Source organism: Halostagnicola kamekurae, from assembly GCF_900116205.1.
Taxonomy (GTDB): Archaea; Halobacteriota; Halobacteria; order Halobacteriales; family Natrialbaceae; genus Halostagnicola; species Halostagnicola kamekurae.
The window spans coordinates 910,587-930,989 of the sequence record NZ_FOZS01000001.1 but is presented as its reverse complement, the minus strand read 5'-3'; the positions used below and the strand labels follow the sequence as shown (position 1 = coordinate 930,989).

At 60.7% G+C, this 20,403-nt stretch carries 18 protein-coding genes, 2 tRNA genes and 1 pseudogene; 8 read left to right on the top strand and 13 right to left on the bottom strand.

Translation table 11 applies throughout. The features are described from left to right. Positions 1-28: 28 nt before the first annotated feature. From BM348_RS20555 to BM348_RS04640, 4 genes are all read right to left on the bottom strand, one after another. A complete protein-coding gene (locus BM348_RS20555; protein ID WP_139231144.1) occupies positions 29-430 on the bottom strand; it encodes a hypothetical protein in 402 nt (133 codons plus the stop codon). 160 nt (positions 431-590) lie between these two features. Then, positions 591-854 (bottom strand): hypothetical protein, encoded by a 264-nt coding sequence (locus BM348_RS04650; protein ID WP_092902458.1) that lies wholly within the window; start codon positions 852-854, stop codon positions 591-593. Positions 855-1,008: 154 nt separating this feature from the next. Further along, a complete protein-coding gene (locus BM348_RS21130; RefSeq protein WP_175507104.1) occupies positions 1,009-1,185 on the bottom strand; it encodes an HVO_2523 family zinc finger protein in 177 nt (58 codons plus the stop codon). 144 nt (positions 1,186-1,329) lie between these two features. Beyond that, positions 1,330-4,452 (bottom strand): adenosylcobalamin-dependent ribonucleoside-diphosphate reductase, encoded by a 3,123-nt coding sequence (locus BM348_RS04640; RefSeq protein WP_092902454.1) that lies wholly within the window; start codon positions 4,450-4,452, stop codon positions 1,330-1,332. Positions 4,453-4,870: 418 nt separating this feature from the next. Between BM348_RS04640 and BM348_RS21125 the strand changes: the two genes are divergently transcribed. Next, on the top strand, positions 4,871-5,044 hold the full coding sequence (locus tag BM348_RS21125) for a hypothetical protein (RefSeq protein WP_175507103.1): 174 nt from the start codon (positions 4,871-4,873) through the stop codon (positions 5,042-5,044). Positions 5,045-5,101: 57 nt separating this feature from the next. On the opposite strand, the gene trpG is transcribed toward BM348_RS21125, so the two are convergent. Genes trpG through trpD form a run of 4 tightly spaced genes read right to left on the bottom strand, consistent with a single transcriptional unit; the run spans position 5,102 to position 9,098 of the window. Then, positions 5,102-5,713, bottom strand: coding sequence for an anthranilate synthase component II (gene trpG, locus BM348_RS04635; RefSeq protein ID WP_092902452.1), 612 nt, complete (start codon positions 5,711-5,713; stop codon positions 5,102-5,104). After that, on the bottom strand, positions 5,710-7,407 hold the full coding sequence (trpE, locus tag BM348_RS04630) for an anthranilate synthase component I (RefSeq protein WP_092902450.1): 1,698 nt from the start codon (positions 7,405-7,407) through the stop codon (positions 5,710-5,712). Before trpE ends, trpG begins: the two co-directional genes overlap by 4 nt. Positions 7,408-7,434: 27 nt before the next feature. Next, a complete protein-coding gene (locus BM348_RS04625) occupies positions 7,435-8,091 on the bottom strand; it encodes a phosphoribosylanthranilate isomerase (protein WP_092902448.1) in 657 nt (218 codons plus the stop codon). Beyond that, entirely contained in the window at positions 8,088-9,098 is a 1,011-nt protein-coding gene (gene trpD, locus BM348_RS04620; protein WP_092902447.1) for an anthranilate phosphoribosyltransferase, read from the bottom strand. Before trpD ends, BM348_RS04625 begins: the two co-directional genes overlap by 4 nt. 174 nt (positions 9,099-9,272) lie before the next feature. On the opposite strand from trpD, the gene BM348_RS04615 reads away from it, so the two are divergent. Further along, positions 9,273-9,347: transfer RNA gene (locus BM348_RS04615), tRNA-Val, on the top strand. Positions 9,348-9,804: 457 nt separating this feature from the next. Here BM348_RS04615 and BM348_RS04610 read toward each other — a convergent pair. The 4 genes from BM348_RS04610 to BM348_RS04595 form a co-directional block, all read right to left on the bottom strand. Further along, positions 9,805-10,074 carry a cytochrome C oxidase subunit IV family protein gene (locus BM348_RS04610; protein ID WP_092902445.1) on the bottom strand — a complete coding sequence of 90 codons (270 nt, stop codon included), beginning with the start codon at positions 10,072-10,074 and terminating at the stop codon, positions 9,805-9,807. A 145-nt stretch (positions 10,075-10,219) separates the two neighbouring features. Beyond that, positions 10,220-12,706: a cbb3-type cytochrome c oxidase subunit I gene (locus BM348_RS04605; RefSeq protein ID WP_092902443.1), complete on the bottom strand. Its 2,487-nt coding sequence runs from the start codon at positions 12,704-12,706 to the stop codon at positions 10,220-10,222. Further along, positions 12,706-13,755, bottom strand: coding sequence for a cytochrome c oxidase subunit II (gene coxB / locus BM348_RS04600; protein ID WP_394328083.1), 1,050 nt, complete (start codon positions 13,753-13,755; stop codon positions 12,706-12,708). Before coxB ends, BM348_RS04605 begins: the two co-directional genes overlap by 1 nt. A gap of 375 nt (positions 13,756-14,130) precedes the next feature. After that, positions 14,131-14,538 carry a hypothetical protein gene (locus tag BM348_RS04595; RefSeq protein ID WP_092902439.1) on the bottom strand — a complete coding sequence of 136 codons (408 nt, stop codon included), beginning with the start codon at positions 14,536-14,538 and terminating at the stop codon, positions 14,131-14,133. A 58-nt stretch (positions 14,539-14,596) separates the two neighbouring features. On the opposite strand from BM348_RS04595, the gene BM348_RS04590 reads away from it, so the two are divergent. The 5 genes from BM348_RS04590 to BM348_RS04570 all read left to right on the top strand — a co-directional run bounded on the left by BM348_RS04590 (position 14,597) and on the right by BM348_RS04570 (position 18,100). After that, entirely contained in the window at positions 14,597-15,232 is a 636-nt protein-coding gene (locus BM348_RS04590; RefSeq protein ID WP_092902437.1) for an adenylate kinase, read from the top strand. A gap of 126 nt (positions 15,233-15,358) precedes the next feature. Then, positions 15,359-16,309, top strand: a complete 951-nt coding sequence (locus tag BM348_RS04585; protein WP_092902435.1) for a DUF106 domain-containing protein — start codon at positions 15,359-15,361, stop codon at positions 16,307-16,309. A 166-nt stretch (positions 16,310-16,475) separates the two neighbouring features. After that, positions 16,476-17,051 carry a (d)CMP kinase gene (gene cmk, locus BM348_RS04580; protein ID WP_092902433.1) on the top strand — a complete coding sequence of 192 codons (576 nt, stop codon included), beginning with the start codon at positions 16,476-16,478 and terminating at the stop codon, positions 17,049-17,051. After that, the gene (locus tag BM348_RS04575) at positions 17,051-17,956 is read left to right on the top strand and encodes an RNA-guided pseudouridylation complex pseudouridine synthase subunit Cbf5 (RefSeq protein WP_092902431.1); all 906 of its coding nucleotides are present in this window, start codon (positions 17,051-17,053) and stop codon (positions 17,954-17,956) included. The genes cmk and BM348_RS04575 overlap by 1 nt, the downstream gene beginning before the upstream one ends. A gap of 73 nt (positions 17,957-18,029) precedes the next feature. Continuing rightward, a tRNA-Pro gene (locus tag BM348_RS04570) sits at positions 18,030-18,100 on the top strand. Between the two features lie 381 nt (positions 18,101-18,481). Here the strand turns inward: BM348_RS04570 and BM348_RS04565 are convergent. Continuing rightward, positions 18,482-19,453: pseudogene (locus BM348_RS04565) on the bottom strand (hypothetical protein); the annotation flags it as partial. A 396-nt stretch (positions 19,454-19,849) separates the two neighbouring features. Here BM348_RS04565 and BM348_RS04560 point away from each other — a divergent pair. After that, on the top strand, positions 19,850-20,356 hold the full coding sequence (locus BM348_RS04560) for a hypothetical protein (RefSeq protein ID WP_092902429.1): 507 nt from the start codon (positions 19,850-19,852) through the stop codon (positions 20,354-20,356). Positions 20,357-20,403: the final 47 nt, after the last annotated feature.

Sequence of the window (20,403 nt, the reverse complement as noted above, 5' to 3'; positions counted from 1 at the left end):
GAAACTGTGCCACTCACGCTACCAACAACTATTGTATAGTCTCGATATTCAAATCGCTATCAATTTCAATAGTCAAAAGAGCATGTTCCTGTCCAGACCCGTTCCACGTAATTGTCTCCGAGGCAGCAATACTCTCATTCCAATTTCGTCTAACTTCTATCTTCACAATATAATCACCTGCTGGCACTATGTTTGGTACTGAAAACATATATTCGGGGGTCTGAGGCAATTCAGAACTATCCTCATAAATGGTCTCTGGAGAAAATAGTACACCTCCTTTTGACTGAATTTCGATTTCTGTCCAGAGAGTTTCATCAGTTCCATTGTACCATCTAATAGAGCCAGACCCCTTGTCTAAAAATGAAACTGTAACACCCCCTATTACTGCACCGCCAGCAAACGTCAGTAAATCCCTTCTTTCAAGCATCATGGTAAAGTACTGTTCAATTGAGTTATAGCATACCTTCTTGTTATATATTTATGAAATCATACTAACTATGTCATTCAAGCCTAAATCTGCTACAACGAAGAATGGTGGTTTGCTCTGCATGCACGCTCTACTTTGCAATCACCTCTCAGGGATTGACCGCTCAGAACAACTCAGGTATTTGGAATAAGAGGAATCCAACAACACCCAAAACGACGGCCCAGAACGCTAGATTTCCGATTTCGAAGTCGGAAGGGGAGCGGGTGAGTACCTCGTGTACTGACGCGATTATCATTCCAACTCCGGCGATACCAGCCACGGTAATTGGTAGGCTTGTACTCCCTTCAATAATAGCTGAAACCGACCTGATCGCGAAGGTCGCCCCATAGGCTGCCATACATATGTGAAAGATGTAGAATCGCTCCATGAAAGAGCGATAGTCTGTATCTCACATAAATTTGAAAGTTTCTGTGTGAATGCTATGCGTGAGCGGACTTGCTAACTACGCGTGTGGAGTTACCGAGTTGGCCGATTCAGTTTCAGTTCAATTCTGAGTGAAGAAATCGAGCTCCTATCTACTGTTATAGAAACGGATCGCTACAGTCGATGACGACCCCGTGTTGCGGGCAGACGTACTTGCAGTGGCGCTTGTACATCGCCGTCTCGCAGAACGGACACGGCGGTCCGGTTCCGTGCTCGAGGTCGCGTTCAGTTTCGGAATCGGAGCCCTCTCCGGACGCTGTTTCGCTATTGTTCATCGAGTATCCTCGCTGTAACGGTTCGTAACCGATCCAACGACAGGCGTCGCTATCAACGTGGCGACTGCTCGCGTCGATGACTGCCCGAACGACCAAAACCGCGAAAACAGATTCTCAGAGCCGAAAACGAACGGTCTCCCGGCGTCAGCACTCGCTCCAGCCACAGGACTCGCAGGTCTTGCAGCCTTCGGAGAAGTAAAGCGAGAGGGAGCCACAGGACGGACACTCCGGCGATTCGCCGGCATCGATTAAGTCCTGGGTTGCGTCGGTGTCGTCGACGGGCTGCTGGGCCGCAGCCCCGCCGTCGGTCTCGTGTGCGCCGGCCGGTTCGATGTCCAACTCGGCGTCGGCCGACTCCTCGAGGGTCGCCTGTTTCGGGTACGGTTTGTCGATCTCGTCGGCGAGGTACCGACGCATCGCGGTGCCGATAGCGTCCGGAATCGACTGGATCTGCTCGCCTTTGTCCCAGGCGACTTTCGGACTGCGGGTGCCACAGAGTTCGTCGACGATCTCTTCGGGATCGACGCCCGAGCGCAGCGAGGTCGAGATGACCTTCGCCAGCGCTTCGGTAAAGGAGTTCGTGAAGCCGCCCGAGTGGCCGATGTTCGCGAACAGTTCGAACGGCTGGCCGGTCTCGGGGTCCTCGTTGATCGTCACGTAGACCTTCCCGTAGCCAGTGTCGATCCGTTGGCTGACGCCCTTCAGGGCGTCGGGTCGCTCGCGTTTCTCGGTGAAGTCGACGTGAACCGCCTCGCTCTCGGCGTCTTCGAGCAGCGAGTCGACGTCTTCCTCGAGGATATCCTGTACGTCCTCGCTCTCGAGGAAGGCCTCGAGTCCGCCAAAGATGTCGTCGATCTGCTCGACTAAGGTCTCGGCGGCTTCGGTTTCATCGGCGAAGTCTGCGTTGTCCGCGCGGGTCGTCAGCACCTGCTTCGAGCGGGTGCCGTCACGGTAGTAGGTGACGCCCTTGCCGCCGTTGTCGTAGACCCACTCGAAGACCTCTTTGGCGTCCTCGAGCGTGGAGTCGTTCGGCGCGTTGACCGTCTTCGAGATTGCCGAGTCGACGCCGTTCTGGCAGGCACACTGGACCGCGGCGTGTTGTTTCGCCGAGAGGTCGCTGGTGATGACGAACAGTTCGCCGATGGCGTCCGGGACCGTCTCGAGACCCTCGACGCCGTCGAACTGGTTGGTCGCCATCTGCTCCTGTGCTTCTTCCTTGACGGCGTCGACGTCGATGTCGTTGTCCTCTAAGGTGCGCAGGAAGTAGTCGTCGAACTCGACCAGCATCTCGTCGCCCTGCACGTCGTCGGTGACGTTCTTGTAGTAGGCGACGTTGTAGATTGGCTCGCAACCGCCGGTCGTGTTACCGACCATCGAGGTGGTTCCGGTCGGGGCGATGGTGGTGACGTTGTGGTTTCGGATCGGGAAGCCGTCGGCCCAGTCCTCGGCGTCTTCGCCGGTCTGTTTCTCGAACCACTCGCGGTACTCGGTCGGGTTCGCGTACTTGGACTCGTCCCAGTCGTTGAACGAACCGCGCTCGGTCGCGAGTTCGTGGCTCTTCGCCTTCGCGCCGTGGTTGATGTGGGTCAACAGCTGGCTCGCGATCTCGTTTCCTTCCTCGCTGCCGTACTTCACGCCGAGTTGGACGTACAACTGCGCGAGGCCCATGACGCCCAGACCGATCTTGCGCATGTCGCGGACGGTCCGCTCGATGTCCTCGACGGGGAAGTCCGACATCGTGACGACGTTCTCGAGGAATCGCGTGCCGTACTCGATGCGCTCGTCGAACTCCTCGAAGTCGATGGCCTCCTCGAGGAAGGCCTCGATCGCGGCCTCGTGGGAGTCGTACTCCTCAGCGTGTTCTTCGGACCAGACCCGCCAGTCGGGCGCGTCGAGGGCGGCGAGCGTCGAGAGATTGATGTGGCCGAGGTTGCAGGCCTCGTTTTCCTCGAGGGGCTGTTCGCCACACGGGTTCGTCGCGAGGATGCGGTGGTCCGGCTCGGCCTCGACGTCGAAGGAGTGTTCCTTGTTCACTCGCTCGAGGTAGATCACGCCGGGTTCGCCGTTCTCGTGAGCGCCCTCGACGATGCGCTCGAAGATGAGTTCGGCGGGGATCGAGAGCGGTTCGCCGACCTCGACGTGCTCGCCGAGGTCGTACCGGCTGTACATCTCCTTGGTCTCCTCGGTGGCGATGTGGGGCTCTTCCGTGCGCGGGTTGGTGAACGTATACTCTTCGTCGTTCTGGACGGCTTCCATGAAGTCGTCGGTGACGCCGACGGAGATGTTGAAGTTCGACAGGTGGCCTTCGACGGCGTTTCGCAGGTGTTTGGGCACCCGGCCGTCCTCGTCGATGAGGTCTCGAGCTTCCTCGAGCGCTTCGCTGAAGGAAGTGTAAGTGTAGTCGTCGGGGTCGTTGAGCCGCAGCGTGTGGGCCAGCGAGACGTCCTTGTTCTTCGCGTGGATGAACTCGATGACGTCGGGGTGGGAGACGCGCATGATCCCCATCTGTGCGCCGCGGCGGGTCCCGCCCTGTGCAATCGTCTCACAGAGCTGGTCGTAGGTCCGCATGAAGGTGATCGGGCCCGACGCGATGCCGCCGGTCGATCCGACGGCGTCGCCGAAGGGGCGGAGCTTCCAGAAGCCGTAGCCGACGCCGCCGCCGGACTGGAAGACCTCCGCGGCCTTCTTGGCCGTCTCGTGAATATCCGAGAGGTCGTCGTCGGGGCTCATGACGAAACAGGCCGAGAGCTGCTGGAGTTCGTCGCCGGCGTTCATCAGTGTCGGGGAGTTCGGCATAAAAGAGAGCGATTCCATCCCCTCGGTGAACGTCTCGGCGACGTCTTCGACGTGATCGCGGATTTCCGCGGGTAGTTCCGGAACGACGGTGTCGTAGGCAAACTTGTTGACGTTGGCTTCCGTCAGCGTCGTTTCGACGTCGTCGGTTGCAGTGGTACCGTCGCCGAAGACCTCCGCGGCGAGTTCGTCCCGACGCGGGTGGTCGGGCTTTAGCTGGTCGGGCGTGACGGTGATCTCGAGATCGCGTTTTTCGGCCTCGTACGGCGCTTCCGCGAGCGCGATGTTGCGTCCGACGCGTTCGAAGAGCTCTTCCTGGGTCTCGATCAGGTCGCCGTCCGCGTTTTTCCGAAGATAGCGAGCCGGCAGAATATTCTGGTAGGCGTTTTCGGTCAGGCGCTCCTCGAGCGTGTCCCCGTCGGTGCGCTTGATCGGCAGTGTCAAATCGTCCGCAGAGAGGTCAGACTTACTCATGCGCGAGACACCTCGAGGTGAACGCGCCGCCGTCTCTCATTTCCGTACGGTAGGTAGTCCTCGGTCGAATCATTCGTGACGAAAGTTCGGTATTCATGCATTCCTCATAAAGTATGGTGATGTGGTCCTATTTTTCTTGTATTAGCACAATCTCACTTGTACAGAAGCCACTGTGTGATCTTGTGCGATGGTCGATCGCAGAACAGCCCAGACGGGCGCCTGCGAGGGTATTAGACTCTACGCAGCGGACGGCCTTAATGATTTTCAGACCAAACTGAAAGTGGAATATTCGATCTCTTTATCCGTCTCGAGCACACGAACGAGGCCGTATCCGAACGGTCTCTGGGCGCTGTCGTTCATCGAACTCCGTTTGTCACGTCACCAGAAAGGTTACGTCCTTGCGTTCACGATATCGACTATGATCGAGTCACTCACAGGCTCCCCGGTGTTGCTCGGGCTCACGTTGCTGGCTGGCCTCATGGTCGTTATCGTCGCGGTCAAAATCGCGATCAAACTCGCCGTCCGCGTCGGCATCGTGGCCGCGATTATTCTCGCCGCTTACTACACCGCCGGTCATCTGGGCGTCGTCTGAACCCGACCAGAGTCACACCGCGCTTGACGAATTAGCTGTCTTCCGTTTTCGAATTCCTTAGATATTCTCGAGGAAATTCTCGATCAGGTCGTGTCCGACCGCCGTCAGGACGCTCTCTGGGTGAAACTGCACGCACTCGATCGGGTGCTCGCGGTGGCGAACGCCCATCACGAGCGTCTCGCCGTCGTGATCGGCCGTCGCCGTAACGTCGAAACAGTCGGGGACCTCCGTCGCGACGAGCGAGTGGTATCGCCCCGCGCGAAAGCCGTCCGCGAGTCCGTCGAAGACGCGCTCTCCGTCGTGATCGATCGGGGACGCCTTCCCGTGGACCGGATCTGGCGCTCGACCGACCGAGCCGCCGTACTCGTAGACCGCGGCCTCGAGACCCAGACAGATCCCCAGCGTCGCCACGGTGGGGCTGATCTCGCGGAGCACCTCTCTCGTGACGCCGACGTCGCGGTCGTGTTTCGGGTGGCCGGGGCCGGGACTGATGATGACCGCGTCCGGATCGACGGCCCGCACCTCCTCGAGCGAGGCGGTGTTCTTCAGAATCGCCGTCTCTGCGTGCTGGCTCACGTACTCGACGAGGTTGTACGTGAACGAATCGAAGTTATCAATAAACAGTACCGTCGGGCGGCCGGTTTCGGTCGCCGAGGGAGCGGCGCTCATCGCGAAACCTCCGTGGGCGGCGTCGTGATCGGTGGCTCTTCTTCGATCCGCTCGAGCGCCGCGAGGACGCCGCCCATCTTCTTTTCAGTTTCTTCGTACTCGGCGGTCGGGTCGCTGTCCGCGACCAGGCCCGCACCCGCTCGGACGGTGATCCGCTGGGAGCCCGGCGCGGTCGCCGGCGTGTCGTTCTCGACGGTCGCGGTTCGAATCACGATCGCAAAGTCCGCGTCGCCAGTCCAGGAGTAGTAGCCGACGCCGCCGCCGTAGAGTCCTCGGGGCTCGGTTTCCAGTTCGTCGATGATCTCCATTGCCCGCACCTTCGGCGCGCCCGAAAGAGTGCCCGCGGGAAACGAGGCCCGCGTGGCGTCGAACGCGTCGGAATCCGCGCGCAACTGGCCGGTCACAGTCGACTCGATGTGCTGGACGTGGCTGTACTTGAGGACGTTCATGAACTCCTCGACGCGGACCGATCCCGGTTCGCCGACGCGGCGCACGTCGTTGCGAGCGAGGTCGACCAGCATCGTGTGCTCGGCCCGTTCCTTGTCGTCGGCGAGCATCTCTCCCGCCAGCCGCCGGTCTTCGACGGGACTCGAGCCCCGGTCGCAGGTCCCGGCGATCGGGTTCGACATGACTTCGGTCCCGCGAACCGACAGCAGCGTCTCGGGGCTGGCGCCGACCACCGTGAGATCGCCGTGATCGAGGAGGTACATGTACGGCGAGGGGTTCACGTCCCGCATCGCCTCGTAGAACCCGAGCGGATCGACCTCCCCGTACAACTCGCGCGTTCGCGAAATGACGCCCTGGTAGATGTCGCCGTCGAGGACGTGTTCTTTCGCGCGCCGGACGCTCTCCTCGTAGTCCCCTCTCGAGCCGGCGACCTCGTCTTCGCGGACGAATCCACCGGTTTCGGGTTCTTCGGCTCCCGCGAGGAGCTCGCCCACGCGCCGGGCCTCCTCGCGAATCTCCTCGTACGCGGCGGTCGGATCGTCGTCGGGCTCTAATACCGGGGTGAATACGAGCGAGACCGTTCCGTCGCGCTCGTCGAACGTGAGTGTCTTCGTCGTGAGGACGAACTGGGCGTCCGGGAACCGCGACTCCGGACGTTCGAGTCCGACCTCCTCGAGCCAGAGGTCGTAGACGGCGTCGTAGGAGAGAAAGCCGACGAGCCCGCCCTCTAAGTGCTGACGGTCGTGATCCGGCATGTTCGCCAGCCGGACGTCCGGCAGCGCGCCGCGAAGCGCGTCCACGGTGTCGTCGGCCCCGTCGGTATCCATCGAATCGAGCGGCACGTCCGCCGAGAGCGCCTCGACCGACGTTCCCTCGGGGCCGACCGTTACGACGGCCTCGGGGTCGTAACCGACGTACGAAAAGCGGGCGTGGCGCTCGGCGTCCGCGGAACTCGGCTGAAAGGCACCGTCCGGATCGCTCGATGGCGTTTTCTGCGCGCTCTCGAGCAAAAACGCGTAGGGGGTTTCGTCACTGGCCCGATCTCGACTGTGCGCCGATCGCCCGGTGAGCGTCGCGTAGGCGGCAAGCGGCGTCGTCTCGAGGTCGTACGTCGCGACGACTCGGACGACGGCGGGTCGGTCATCGCTCGAGCCGGCGTGTTCGCAAAACGCCGACCGATCGAGGTCGAACGTCGGCGTCTCGGCGGTGTGATCTGCGGGGTCGGCTGCTGTGGAATGGTCGGTCATGGATCGAAGTTCGATGGTCGGTGGCTCTCAGGGCCCCGGCTCGACGGCCTGTGCGTTTCCGGTCGCGCGCGAGACGAACGACTCGACCGCCGCCGGATCTTTGATCCCGCCGCGTTCCTCGACGCCGCTGGCGACGTCGACGGCGAACGGCTCGGCCGTCTGAATCGCCTCAACGACGTTGTCGGGGGTCAGTCCGCCGGCGAGGATCACGGCCGACTCGAGGTCGGCCGTCTCGGCTCGCGTGCGCTCCCAGTCGTGGGTTCGACCGGTGCCGCCGGCGCCGTCGTCGCCGATGGAGTCGACGACGAAGCCGTCGACCATGTCGTCGTACTGTTTGGCAACCGAGACGTCTTCGGCGTCGACCGCCAGCAGAATTCGGCTCTCGAGTTTCGCGCGCAGATACGCGAGATCGCCGGGGCGGATCTCGCCGTGGAGCTGTATCGCGTCCGGTTCGATCTCCGTCGCCAGTTCGATCGCCCGCGCGTAGTCCGACGGCATCGTCACGAGCACCGACGTGACGAACGGCGGCGTCTCGGCGACGAGATCCGCGGCGCGCTCGGGGGAGACGTCTCGAGGGGTGTCGACCGGCACGTCGGTAATGATACCGATCGCGTCCGCGCCCGCGTCGACCGCCGTCTGCAAGTCCGCAGAGCGCGTGATGCCACAGACTTTGACGCGCGTCATCGTGCCTCCGGCGAGACCGAGCGGAGCAGATCGAGTTTCGCCGCCGCGTCGCCGCTGTCAATTGCGTCTCCCGCGATAGCCGCGCCCTCCTCGAGCGAGTCGGCTTCGCCGGCGGCGTATATCGCCGCGCCCGCGTTCGCGAGGATCACGTCTCGCTTCGCGCCCGTAACCGACCCGTCGACGATACCGCGGAGGTCCGCCGCGTTGGCTTCGGGCGTCCCGCCCGCGATGTCGCCGATGTCGTGTGTCTCGAGGCCGATATCCACGGGATCGAAGGTCCTCGTTTCGACGCTCGAACCGTCGACCATCGCGGCGACCGTTTCGCCGTGGATCGCGATCTCGTCGGTGCCGGCACCGTGGACGACCAGCGCCCGGTCGATGTCCATCCGCGCGAGCGCGTTCGCGAGGACGGGGACGAGGTCCGGATCGTAGACGCCGACGACCTGTGCGTCCGCGCCGGCGGGGTTGGTCAGCGGCCCGAGGACGTTGAAGATCGTCCGCATGCCCAGTTCCTTTCGCGGCCCGATGACCGCCTTCATCGCGGGGTGGAACACCGGCGCGAGCATGAACCCGATGCCGTCGGTCTCGATGGCCTCCTCGACGGCCGGCGGTTCGGCTTCCACGTCGACGCCGACCTCCTCTAAGACGTCCGCGCTGCCCGAGGAGGAAGACACCGAGTAGTTCCCGTGTTTGGCGACCGGGACGCCCGCGCCCGCGGCGACGACAGCGCTCGTCGTCGAGACGTTGATCGTGTTGTAGTCGTCCCCGCCCGTGCCGCAGGTGTCGACCAGCGGCTCGCGGTCGGGTTCGATCGTGCGCGCGGCGTCGCGCATCCCCTCAGCAAAGCCCGCGATCTCCGCTTCGGTCTCACCTTTCGCGCGCAACGCCGCTAACAGCGCGCCGATCTGTGCCTCAGTCGCGTCCTCGAACACGGCGCTCGAGGCCGCTCGAGCCTCTTTCTGTGTGAGATCGTCCCCGTCAGTCACCCGTTCGACGTACTCCTGCATAGTAAACACCAATGTACGTAGTTGTCTTACAATGTCCAAATGAGTACATCGTCTTAAGCGTATCGGACGATCCGTGGTGATGGCTCGCGTACGCCGACCGATTCGAAACCTTCAATTACGGTGGTGGGCAACGATTAGTTGCACGAGGCGTGACGGACGCCGAGAGAACCGGACGGGTTGGTGGTCTAGTCTGGTTATGACACCTCCTTGACATGGAGGAGGCCGGCAGTTCAAATCTGCCCCAACCCACTACTTCTGTCGCGAGCAAATTCGCGAGCGACAGGATCGTTATGTTGGGTAGATTTGAATCAGGGAGTGAAGCGAAGCGAAACGACCGTGGTTCATATCTGCCCCAACCCACAAATTTCACGCCGAACAAACTCGTGAGAGGTATATTCTTTGTTGGATAGGTTGAATGAGGCAAGTCGCAGCCGGGAAGTGAACGAAGTGAGCGACCCGGACCGTCTTGACGTTGTTCAAATTTGCCCCAACTCATACTTTCTGTCGCGAGCTAATTCGCGAGCGGTGGCGTATGTGAGATGCCATCGCTGGGCTAGCACGAGATATTCGCGGTAACGAGCCACAGAGCCGTGCGAAATGAGAGAAACCCCTATTGGCTCACGGAACGGACGAGAGAAGAGCTACGAACCGAGCATCGAGAAACGCCTCGGACGCATCGGACGAAACGACGAACCGGTCGATCGAATTACTGGATCGAGAATCCCGCAGCGATGGTGAGCAAAAGCACCATGAACAGTGCGGACACCATCATGTACGTGATCGACCGTGGCTCTTCGATGAGGTGCTGGAAGTATCCAGCGACGAGGAGTATTTTGGCGACCGAGAACAGCAACACGCCGGTCAGCGCCGTCCAGTAGCCGAATTCGATCAGGTCGATCTCGAACAGCGCGAACTGCGCAGTGCCTAGGAGGAGCAGTGCGACGTAAATGATCGAGTAGGTCCGTATAGACGCCATTGATAGATGAGTGGGGGAGAGAGGCACTTATACCTTCCTCATATCGTTTTCGCGGCCGAGACGTGCCTCGAGAGACGACCGTCCCACGGGACACTCCAAAGAACTTGAATTCGAAAAGAAACCGCAAAACAGGAACCGATACCGCCTACAGCAGGTAGAACAGTGGGAACAGGAGGACCCACACGATATCGACGAAGTGCCAGTAGAGACCGAAGTACTCCACCGGCCTAGAGTCCTCGAGATAGGCGTCGACGGAGAGCACACGGTAGAACATGAAGCCTGCGACGAGTAGGCCGAGGATCACGTGAAGTGCGTGCATACCCGTCGTCACGTAGTACAGCGAGTACTCGAGCCCGGAGAACCAGTAGTCTCCATTGCCGAATTTCACGCTGTACTCGTAGCCTTTCACGCCCATGAACACGAATCCGAGCAGTATCGTCGCACCGAGGGTCGCGAGAAGCCCCTTCTTGTTCTGGCGTTCGGCCATCACGAGCGCGAGAATCACGGTGAAACTCGAGGTGATCAACACGTAGGTGTTCAGCAGTCCCGGCCAGGTGGCGAACGGAATCGTCTCCCAGTTCGTCCAGCCCATGTGGATCCGCATGAACACGTACGCACCGATGATAGCACCGAAGACGACGACGTCGGATGCGAGGAACACCCAGACCCCCATCTTGGTGTTGTTGACGCCGCCGAACGGCCAGCGTTCGGCGATGGCCATTTCGGGCGCGTTGAAGTTCTCGAGACCAAACTTGAACAGCGAGACCCCGAGAATCAGGACGCCGATGACGGTCAACGCCGGGAATAGCATATTCGGCTCGGCGGCAGGTCCGGACGGTAATCCACCAGAGATGTGGGCATTGCCGGAGTTGACCGCCGTCTCCATGAAGTTGAACACGAACGGCGTCAGACCGCTAACGCCGAGGAACGAAACGAACAGACCGAGACCGATACCGAACGGCCAGATGCTCGCGTGATCGGCGTGTTCTTCTTCCTGCTGGGCGACGGCGGTTTCCGCCGTAACGCCACCGTCGGTTGCCTTCGCCGAGTCGTCGACGAACTCGAGTTTTCCGCTCGCGTACGAGGGGCGTCCACTCCAGTTGTCGAGCGGTGGCGGTGACGGAATCGCCCACTCGGCCGTTCGAGAGAACTTCCACGGATTGTTGGGTGCTTTCGGCCCGAACACGTAGCTGTGGGCGAACGTGATGAACATGATCGCGATCGACAGCGCGAGGATGAACGCGCCGACGGTCGCCATCTGGTGGTATACTTGCATTCCTTCACCGTAGTTGAAGACCCGTCGCGGGGTTTCCCAGGCGAGGAACATCGGGAAGTAAAGCAGGTTGAATCCGAAGAAGTAGACGGCAAAGTTGAGTTTGCCGAGCCGTTCGGAGTACATCTTCCCGGTTATCTTCGGCCACCAGTAGTACAGTCCCGCGATCAGTGCGGTGACTCCCGAGACCATCACGTAGTGGAAGTGTGCGACGACCCAGTAGGTGCCACGGAACTCGTAGTCGAGCACGACGGCCCCGAGGAAGACCCCGGTGATGCCACCGAGGATGAACAGGACGAGCGCACCGAGACTGAACAGGAACGGCGTGGTAAACCGAACCCGTCCCTTGACCATGGTGTAGATCAGCGAGAACACCATCAGGTCGAATGGTAACGAAATCCCGATGGTCGTCGCCATGATTAGCGTCTTGATTTCGAGGTTAATCGTCGTCAGGAACATGTGGTGCATCCAGACGAGGAACGACTGGACTGCCACGAGGACCATCGCGATAATAACCCATTTTCGGCCGACGAGACGCCGACCACAGAAGGTCTGGAACGTCTCGAACATGACCCCCAATGCGGGGAAGAAGACGATATACACCTCTGGATGGCCGAAGAACCAAAACAGGTGCCCCCAGAGGAGTGCAGAGCCTTGACTCGTTGCGAAGTACTGGGTCATTAACACGCGGTCGATTCCCAGTAACATGAGTGCAGCGAGCAAGGCCGCGAACGCGAACAACATCATCCAGACCGTCAGAAGCCACGACCAACTGAACAGTGGAATATTCCAGAGACCGAGGCCTTCAGCACGCGACCGGTGGATCGTGACGAGGAAGTTCACCGTCCCGATCGTGATCGAGAAGACGAACAGAATCAACGCGAAGATGGTCGCCGTCCCACCAGTCGTCGCCTGGACTGCTGGCGTATACGTCGGGACGTTCAGGGGGGCGTACATCGTCCACCCGCCTGAGTACGTTCCGCCCTGGAAGAACGAGATGGCAAAGAGTAGCCCCGAGAACAGGTAGAACCAGTAGCTCAACGCGTTCAGTCGAGGGAACGCGAGATCTTTGGCTCCGATCTGTAGCGGGACGAAATAGTTCGCGAGTCCGCTCGCGATCGGCGAGAGGAACCAGAACACCATCAACAGCCCGTGTGCCGACACTGCCTGATTGTAGCCGCTGCTCGAGAGGAGGCCGGTTCCGCCGGACTCCCAGAGATGGACCCGGAACACCAGCGCGAGTAGTCCTCCGAGGACGAAGAAGAACAGCGCCGTTACGAGATACAGTACGCCGACGTCCTTGTGGTTCGTCGTAACGAGCCAGCGTTTGATGGACGTTTTCGGCGGCAGATCACTCATCAGTTCTCACCTCCCTGTTGGTCACTTCCGGTGTCGTCTCCTCCATTGTTACCTCCTGATTCCTCGCTCGAGGCGTTCGGCGACTCGAGCGTGTACGTCTCCTCGGCCGGTCCGGTGAAGTCGAGTTCCTCCTCGATCGGCTCGAACTCGGAGTCGTCCTCCGGCGTGATCGTGAGGTTGTAGGTACCGCCCTGATCAATCTCGTTAATCGTGATCGAGCCGTTTTCGAACTCGGAGCCGTCGTAGGAGTAATCGTGGCCGTCTTCTTCGGTGTGCTCGAGCGTGAGCTCATCGACACCGCTGGTCACTCGCTCTTCGTTTCCGTCCTGAAGCGTGATGTTGAGCGTGAACTGCTCGTCGACCCACTCCTCGTACCGGTCCTGCTCGTAGACGACCAGATCACTTTTCATATTGGAGTGGCCCGGACCGCACAGTTCGAAGCATTCGATCGCACCTTCGTACGTTCCCGCTTCGTCTGCGGTGAACCATGTTTCATCGTGTTCACCGGGGATTGCGTCGGCTTTTACCCGCTCTTGACTTATCCCAAAGGTGTGCCAGACGTCTATCGACGTCACGTTTAACGAGACTGGTTCACCGGCCGGTACGACCAGTTGACCGGGTTCAAGGCCGTTTTCGTACTGGTAGGTCCAGCTAAAGGTCTGGCCCTGAACGTCGACCTGAACCGAATCTTCGTCGAGTTCGTCGGGTCCGTCCTCGACGTAGAGAAGCATCCCGTACGTCCATGCGATGAGTGCAATGACGACCGCTGCACTCAGCGCGAACGAGACGAATAGTTTTTTGCCGCTGCCGCCGCCCGTCGGAAGTTCTCCGAGTGCCGGCAGATTTTCGTCGTCGGTTCGATCTCCCGTGTCACGATACTTGTACGCGTTGTACAGTGTATACGCGACGACGAGAACACCGACGAGTGTACCGAGTGCAAGAAAGACGAGGAAGATTTCCTCGAACACGTCCACACGTGTCATCTCTCCAGCACCGGAACCCATCTGCAGTGGAGTCGGAGTTGGAAGTGCGCTGTAGATTGTATTCACCTCTGTTGTATACCGAGTATATGTCGGACGATGCACGCTGGGAGCACTTATCTATTTGGAAACGCTTCCCGAGCCCTACGCACGCCGAGGCGGCCCTCCGTGTCGCGTCGGCGAGAGCGTGCTCCACAGTGTCCGTGAGTCCTTCTTCGACCCACGGGTCTTTTTTCTGTCGCTCTTGAACCGCTCATTTCGGAGAGAAACTACGTATTACCGCTCGAGCCGGCCATTGAGGCGAAGATGTTCGGGCCGTGAATGTCGCATCTGTTCTAGCACGCTCGAGCAACCTCTCTCGATGATCTCAATGTCCAGCGCGCGAGCGGTCGAACCTCGTTCAACTGCGTGCTAGTGCACGCACGGCCCGTCGTATCACTGTTTCTACAATTCGACGACCCAGACTCTCGTCGTTTCGGGAAACGCGTAGACGATTCGAATTACCCTATCGAGAAACTGCGCGATTCGATCCGAATCGGCGGTCGCACTCACGCGGACGTTGACACCCTCGGCGTCTTCCGGCCGGGTTAGCTCGTCGATGCTGAACGCGGGAAACTCAGAGAGGAGCGATTTCAGCCGCTCGAGTTCGTCGCCCGTGCAATCGAGGTTTACGATGCCCTCTGCAAACTGGAGCCACGGGACGCCGAGATCGGCAGCTTCCGGGTTTTCAGCGGTCGCGTTCTCGTCGACTTCGATCGTGACGAACTGACTCCCTCGGTCCCGATGGGCGGCGATCGCATCGACGTACAGCGAGCGCCGAGATTGGGGGTCAGACGCGTCGAATCTGGTCATACCCGTCTCACGTGCTCGTTTCTTTAAGCCTTTATGCGACGGTGTGGTACTGCTCGGTATGGCATCGCCACGAATTTTGATCCTGGGTGCTCCCGGGGCAGGGAAAGGCACGCAGAGTGCGAACATCACCGATCACTTCGACATCGAGCACATCACGACGGGAGACGCGCTGCGGGCGAACAAAGAGATGGACATCTCTCACCTCGACCTCGAGTACGACACGCCGGGCGAGTACATGGACGCCGGCGAGCTCGTCCCCGACGAGGTCGTCAACGAGATCGTCGACGAGGCGCTGTCCCAGGCCGACGGGTTCGTTCTCGACGGCTATCCGCGAAACCTCGAGCAGGCGTCGGAACTCGAGTCGATGACAGAACTCGACCTCGCGCTCATGCTCGACGTGAGCGAAGACGAACTCGTCCACCGCCTCACCGGCCGACGCCTGGACCCGGAAACCGGCGACATCTATCACGTCGAGTACAACCCGCCGGAAGACGACGACGTCGAAGCACGGCTCGTCCAACGGGACGACGACACCGAAGAGACCGTCAAAGAACGGCTTCGGGTGTATCGCGAGAATACCGAACCGGTTATCGAACACTACGAAGAGGCAGGCCTGCTCGAGCGCGTCGACGGGGAGAAAGCGCCGGATCAGGTCTGGGACGACGTCAGAGAGACCATCGAGTCAGCGATCTGACCGGCTGTCAGCCACAGATTGTCGATCTATCTTCGTGGCTCCTGAACCGTATCACACGCTGTCGATCACCCCCGCCGATATTCGAAGAAAAACACTTGTATATCGGACCGCCCAAAGGGCGAGTAGATGACTCGTACAGCCGATAAAATCGACACTCTCGTCCGCGAGGACGCTTCGATGGCCGACGCCCTCGAGTCGATCCGCGAAACGGCGGATCGAAACGGGGGAGAGGTCGAGTGGTCGGACGTCAGCGACGATCTCTCGAGCGGGCAGTGGGGCCGGCTGATCGAGAAGGGCATTCTGGTCGATGGCGACGAGGGATTCGAAATCGCGAATCGGGACGCCTACGACGAGGCGTTAGACGGTGATAGCGACGGCGGTGGAATCGACGTGCCGGATGTCGATATCGACGAGGAGGGGTCCAAGTGGTCGCAGTGGGACAAGATCGCCGGTGTCGCCTCCCTTCTGTTGATGTTCGGCTACTGGATCAACTCGATCGGGGACGCGGTCGGGCAAACCGTCAATATGATCTTCGGTCCGCTCGATGCTGCACTTCCGTTCTACGCCGTGATCATCGCCGTCGCGATGCTCACCGGTCTCTATTCGACCCTGCTTCAGGCGAACCTGATGGACACCGACCGCATCGGCAAGTATCAGGAGCGGCTGAACGCGGTACAGGAGAAACAGAAGGACGTTCGGGAGCGCAAGAAAGAAGCCGAAGAACGCGGTGCGAGCGAAGCGGAACTCGAGGCGCTCGAAAACGAGATGGAACAGGCTCGCGAAGAGCAGATGGAAGCCATGGCGGACAATCTGGGCATGTTCAAAGAGCAGTTCCGCCCGATGGTCTGGATCATGCTCTTTACGATTCCGCTGTTCCTCTGGATGTACTGGAAAGTCTCGAGGCTCCAGGGGGCCGAGCAGTACGTCATCATGCCACTGGTCGGTGAGATTCGGTGGCAACAGGGTGTCCTCGGACCGATGATGGCCTGGATCCTCTGGTACTTCCTCTGTTCGATGGGGTTCTCTCAGCTGTTACGGAAAGCGCTCAACATCGACATGACGCCCTCGAGTACCTGACGAACACAAACGACGCCGTCCGTTTTACGCCGATCGTCCGACTTGCGCCGAGTATCCCGTCTTGGCTTCGACCAGCCGTTCACTCGAGTATTTCACTCGCTGTTTTCCGCCCGCTCGATTGGGCTCGATTCAAAACCCATTTTACCGGGTAGCGAGGAGGTGAGATATGTTACTCACCGTCTCCGGACCGCCGGGAAGCGGAAAGAGCACGACAGCCGAGTTGCTTGCTGACGCCTTCGGTCTCTCGCACGTGAGCGGCGGTGATATCTTCCGAGAGCTCGCAGACGAACGCGGCTATACCCCCCTCGAGTTCAACAAACTCGCCGAGGAAAACGACGACATCGATCGCGATCTCGATCGGCGACTTCGCGAGATCGCGATCGAGGAAGACGACCTCGTCCTCGAGTCGCGACTCGCGGGCTGGCTTGCGGGTGACTACGCTGACTTCCGGTTCTGGCTCGACGCCCCCGCGAGCGTTCGTGGCGAACGGATCGCCGAGCGAGAAGACAAAGATCCGGACCGAGCGACGGAGGAAACGCAAGCTCGAGAAGCCAGCGAAGCCCAGCGCTATCAGGAGTACTACGGGATCGATATCCGGGATCTGACGATCTACGATCTCTCGGTCAACACCGCCCGATGGGAGCCCGACGCCGTCCTCGACATGCTCGTCACCGCGGTCGACGAATACGACCGACAGGGGGACGAAGGGAAAGCCCCGATCGAACTGGACGCCGAGTTTTGATGGCTCTCCGTGGCCCACCGGACGACCGGTCGCCCGCCGAGTTGCTCAGCTTCGGCGTCGTCAACCTCGACAAACCGCCCGGACCGTCCTCCCATCAGGTGAGCGGATGGATCCGCGACGCCGTCGCTGACTCGCTCGAGCGAGCCAACGCCGGAACGACGATCGATCGGGCGGCCCACGCCGGTACGCTCGACCCGAAGGTTACCGGCTGTCTACCGGTCATGCTCGGGGATGCAACTCGTCTCGCACAGGCCTTTCTCGAGGGCCAAAAGGAGTACGTCACCGTCCTCGAGACCCACGCGCCGGTCCCATCGGACGCCGAGTCCGTCATCGAGGAGTTCGAGGGACCGATCTACCAGAAACCCCCTCGGAAGAGCGCCGTCTCACGTCGCCTGCGCGTTCGCGAGCTGTACGACCTCGAGGTGCTCGAAGCCGCCGACAGACAGGTTCTGTTACGGATTCGCTGCGAGAGCGGCACGTACGTCAGAAAACTCTGTCACGACATCGGTCTGGCGCTCGGCACCGGCGGCCACATGGGCCACCTCCGTCGAACGGCCACGGAACCGTTCGACGACGGCACGCTCTGTACCGCCGAGGAGTTCGTCGACGCGCTCGCCTTCTGGCTCGAGGACGACGAGCCAGAGCCGCTCTTCGAACTCGTCAGCCCCGGCGAGCGAATCCTCGAGCATATCCCTGCGGTCGTCATCGCCGACAGTGCAGCTCGAGAGGTCGCCGAAGGCGCGCCGGTGTACGCCCCCGGTGTGCTCGAGGTCCCGGACGCGGACCGTGGCTCGCTCGTCACCTGTTACACGCCGAACGGATCGGCGGTTTGTCTCGGAACGCTGGTCGGTGACGCCTCGAGCGAGACGGGGACCGTCGTGGAACTTGAACGCGTACTCGTGTGATCGTCGGAGTCGCCGCCTGCCGGTTTTCGTGAAACGACACGCTTAAACGCTACACTCCCATCGGTCAATACGCGGGACCGTGGGGTAGTGGTATCCTCTGCGGATGGGGTCCGTAGGACCTGAGTTCGACTCTCGGCGGTCCCATCAGAATTTTTATAACTCCTCAACTCCGAGCAGCTCAGCCGCCTCTCTGTCTCCGTCAGATCTGTCGTCTGGTCTCGAGCCGTCGTGACCACGAGGGGGAAGGCCATTCGCGGTACCGCCTCGAACGGGTTTCACTGTCGAGTTTGCCTCGAGTCTACGGTTTCGGCGCTTCACCTACCGCGAAAACAGCTCACCGAATCCCTGCGGTAGCTCCACGCCGGCGTCTGAGAGCGCTTCCTCGAGTTCCTCGAGATCGTCTTCGGCCACGTCGCCCGCGGTGTCCGAATCCGTCTCGTCGTCCGACCCCGAATCACAGGACGACTCGTCGTCGGATTCGGGATCCGACTCCTCCTCAGGGATCGTCGTGCAGTTACCGGACCCACAGGGTTCGAACTCGAAGGTGCCGTTGAGCGCCATCGAATGATCGTCGTAGTAGCTGAAGAGATCCTTCGGGGCCTCGTAGAGGCCGCCGTAGTGATTGACGGGGCCGGTGGTGTCGATGATGTTGTCGCCGAGATCCGAGGTGAAGCTGAAGTTCTCGCGCTCGAAGATGAGGTCACCGTCGAGCCAGTAGCGGACGATACCGTCGCTGTTGGCCTCGCCGTTGGAGACCGAGTTCACGCAGACGTAGCTCTCGAAGTCGTACCAGACGCCGGGGACGATATCCGGCTGGGCGAGGGCGTACTCGTCGTCGTCCATGATGTAGTTGTGATCCTGTGCCGCGTCGATGTGGTAGGTGTCCGAAAGCAGATGAAACGGGCCGTCGGGGTCCGTTCCTCGGCTGGTGACGTACATGCGGTTGCTCCAGCCGTTAGTCCCGTCAGGGACTTCCCCTCCGGCGGAAGCCTCGCCGAGAGAAAGCGCGCAGTTCCAGAGCCGACAGTTCGACGGATCTCGGCCTTCCATCGACCAGTTCGTGTTCAGCGCGAATCGCATGCGGGTGTTGAGTTCGAACAGGCCGTCTTCGAACTCGTAGTGGGCGTTTGCACCCCAGTGGGTGTCACCGTTGACCTCTATCTGGATCGCGCTTTCGCCGGAATAGACCGGATCGGAGACGAAGTTGATGTTGTCGACGTCGCCGTTGGACAGCCAGTAGAGGTCGCTGACGTCGTCGTACTCGTCGTAGTCGAGATGGATGATATCGTCGGGCCGACTCCCCGCTGGTGCCGCCGCGACGCTGCCGGTCCCCAATCCGATTGCACCGAGGACGGCCCCCGCACCCGCAAGCGCGCCCGTCTGGAGCGCTCGGCGTCGGGTGACCGCGGGCGTTGCTCGCCGTTCTGACGCTCGCCGTTCGTCGCGTGAGTTCGATCGCTCTCCGTCCGTTCGCTCGGGATTCGAATGCTCTTCCATGCGGTCAGATAATTACAGGACTTCGCTAATTGTATTGTAGCGGTTACCCGCTCGAGAACCGTTGCGACCACCACAATCGAAACCGAGACTCGAGCCGGCGACAGCGCGGTCGAAGTAACGGCCACCAACCCGTCACTTGCGGATATCTGAACGGTGATAACCGATACCAAACCCCGATACCCGTTACGGATGACGCTGCTATCGACTGAAATACTGCTGGCCTGCAGAAACGAGCGCCTTGGATTCGGCGAACCGTCCGTGCTCCCGAGATCGGCGGGCTCTCGAGAGTGGGTGAGCGTTCGTTCGAATCGAAACGATTTCTCGACGTTCTCGATAGCGTGACAGACCAAACTCGTAAGGCGACGGTCTCAACCACCGTCGCCGTCTACGGACCCCATGAACGTCTTCTGGCTCGACGACGACCCGCGGCTGGCCGCCCGCTATCACTGCGACCAGCACGTGAACAAGCTCCTCCTCGAGGCGGCCCAGGTCTTGTGTACCGCCGCGCGGGAGAACGGCCTCGAGGCGGAGTTCCTCTACCGCTCGACCCACGTCGACCACCCCGTGACGCGGTGGGCGAGTGAATCGCGAGCGAACTGGCTCCGACTCCGCGAGCATGCCGCGGCGCTCAACACGGAGTTCGTCGAGCGCTACGACAAGGACGAGGACCACGCGAGCTGGCAGGTTATCGAGCGGATCGACCCCGACGACCTCGAGTTCCCGACGACGGAACCGACCCCGCGTCCGCAGGCCATGCCCGACGAATATCGCCGCGAAGACCCGGTCGAAGCGTATCGGGCGTACTACGCCGGTGAAAAAGCCGAGTGGGCCGAGTGGCGATACACGGATCGTCCGCCCTGGCTCGAGGAGTATCAGGCGATCCCCGAGAACGCCGACAGCTAGTACGCGCCGCGGCTGAACGATGCCATCGCGTCTCGGTACTGTCGTCG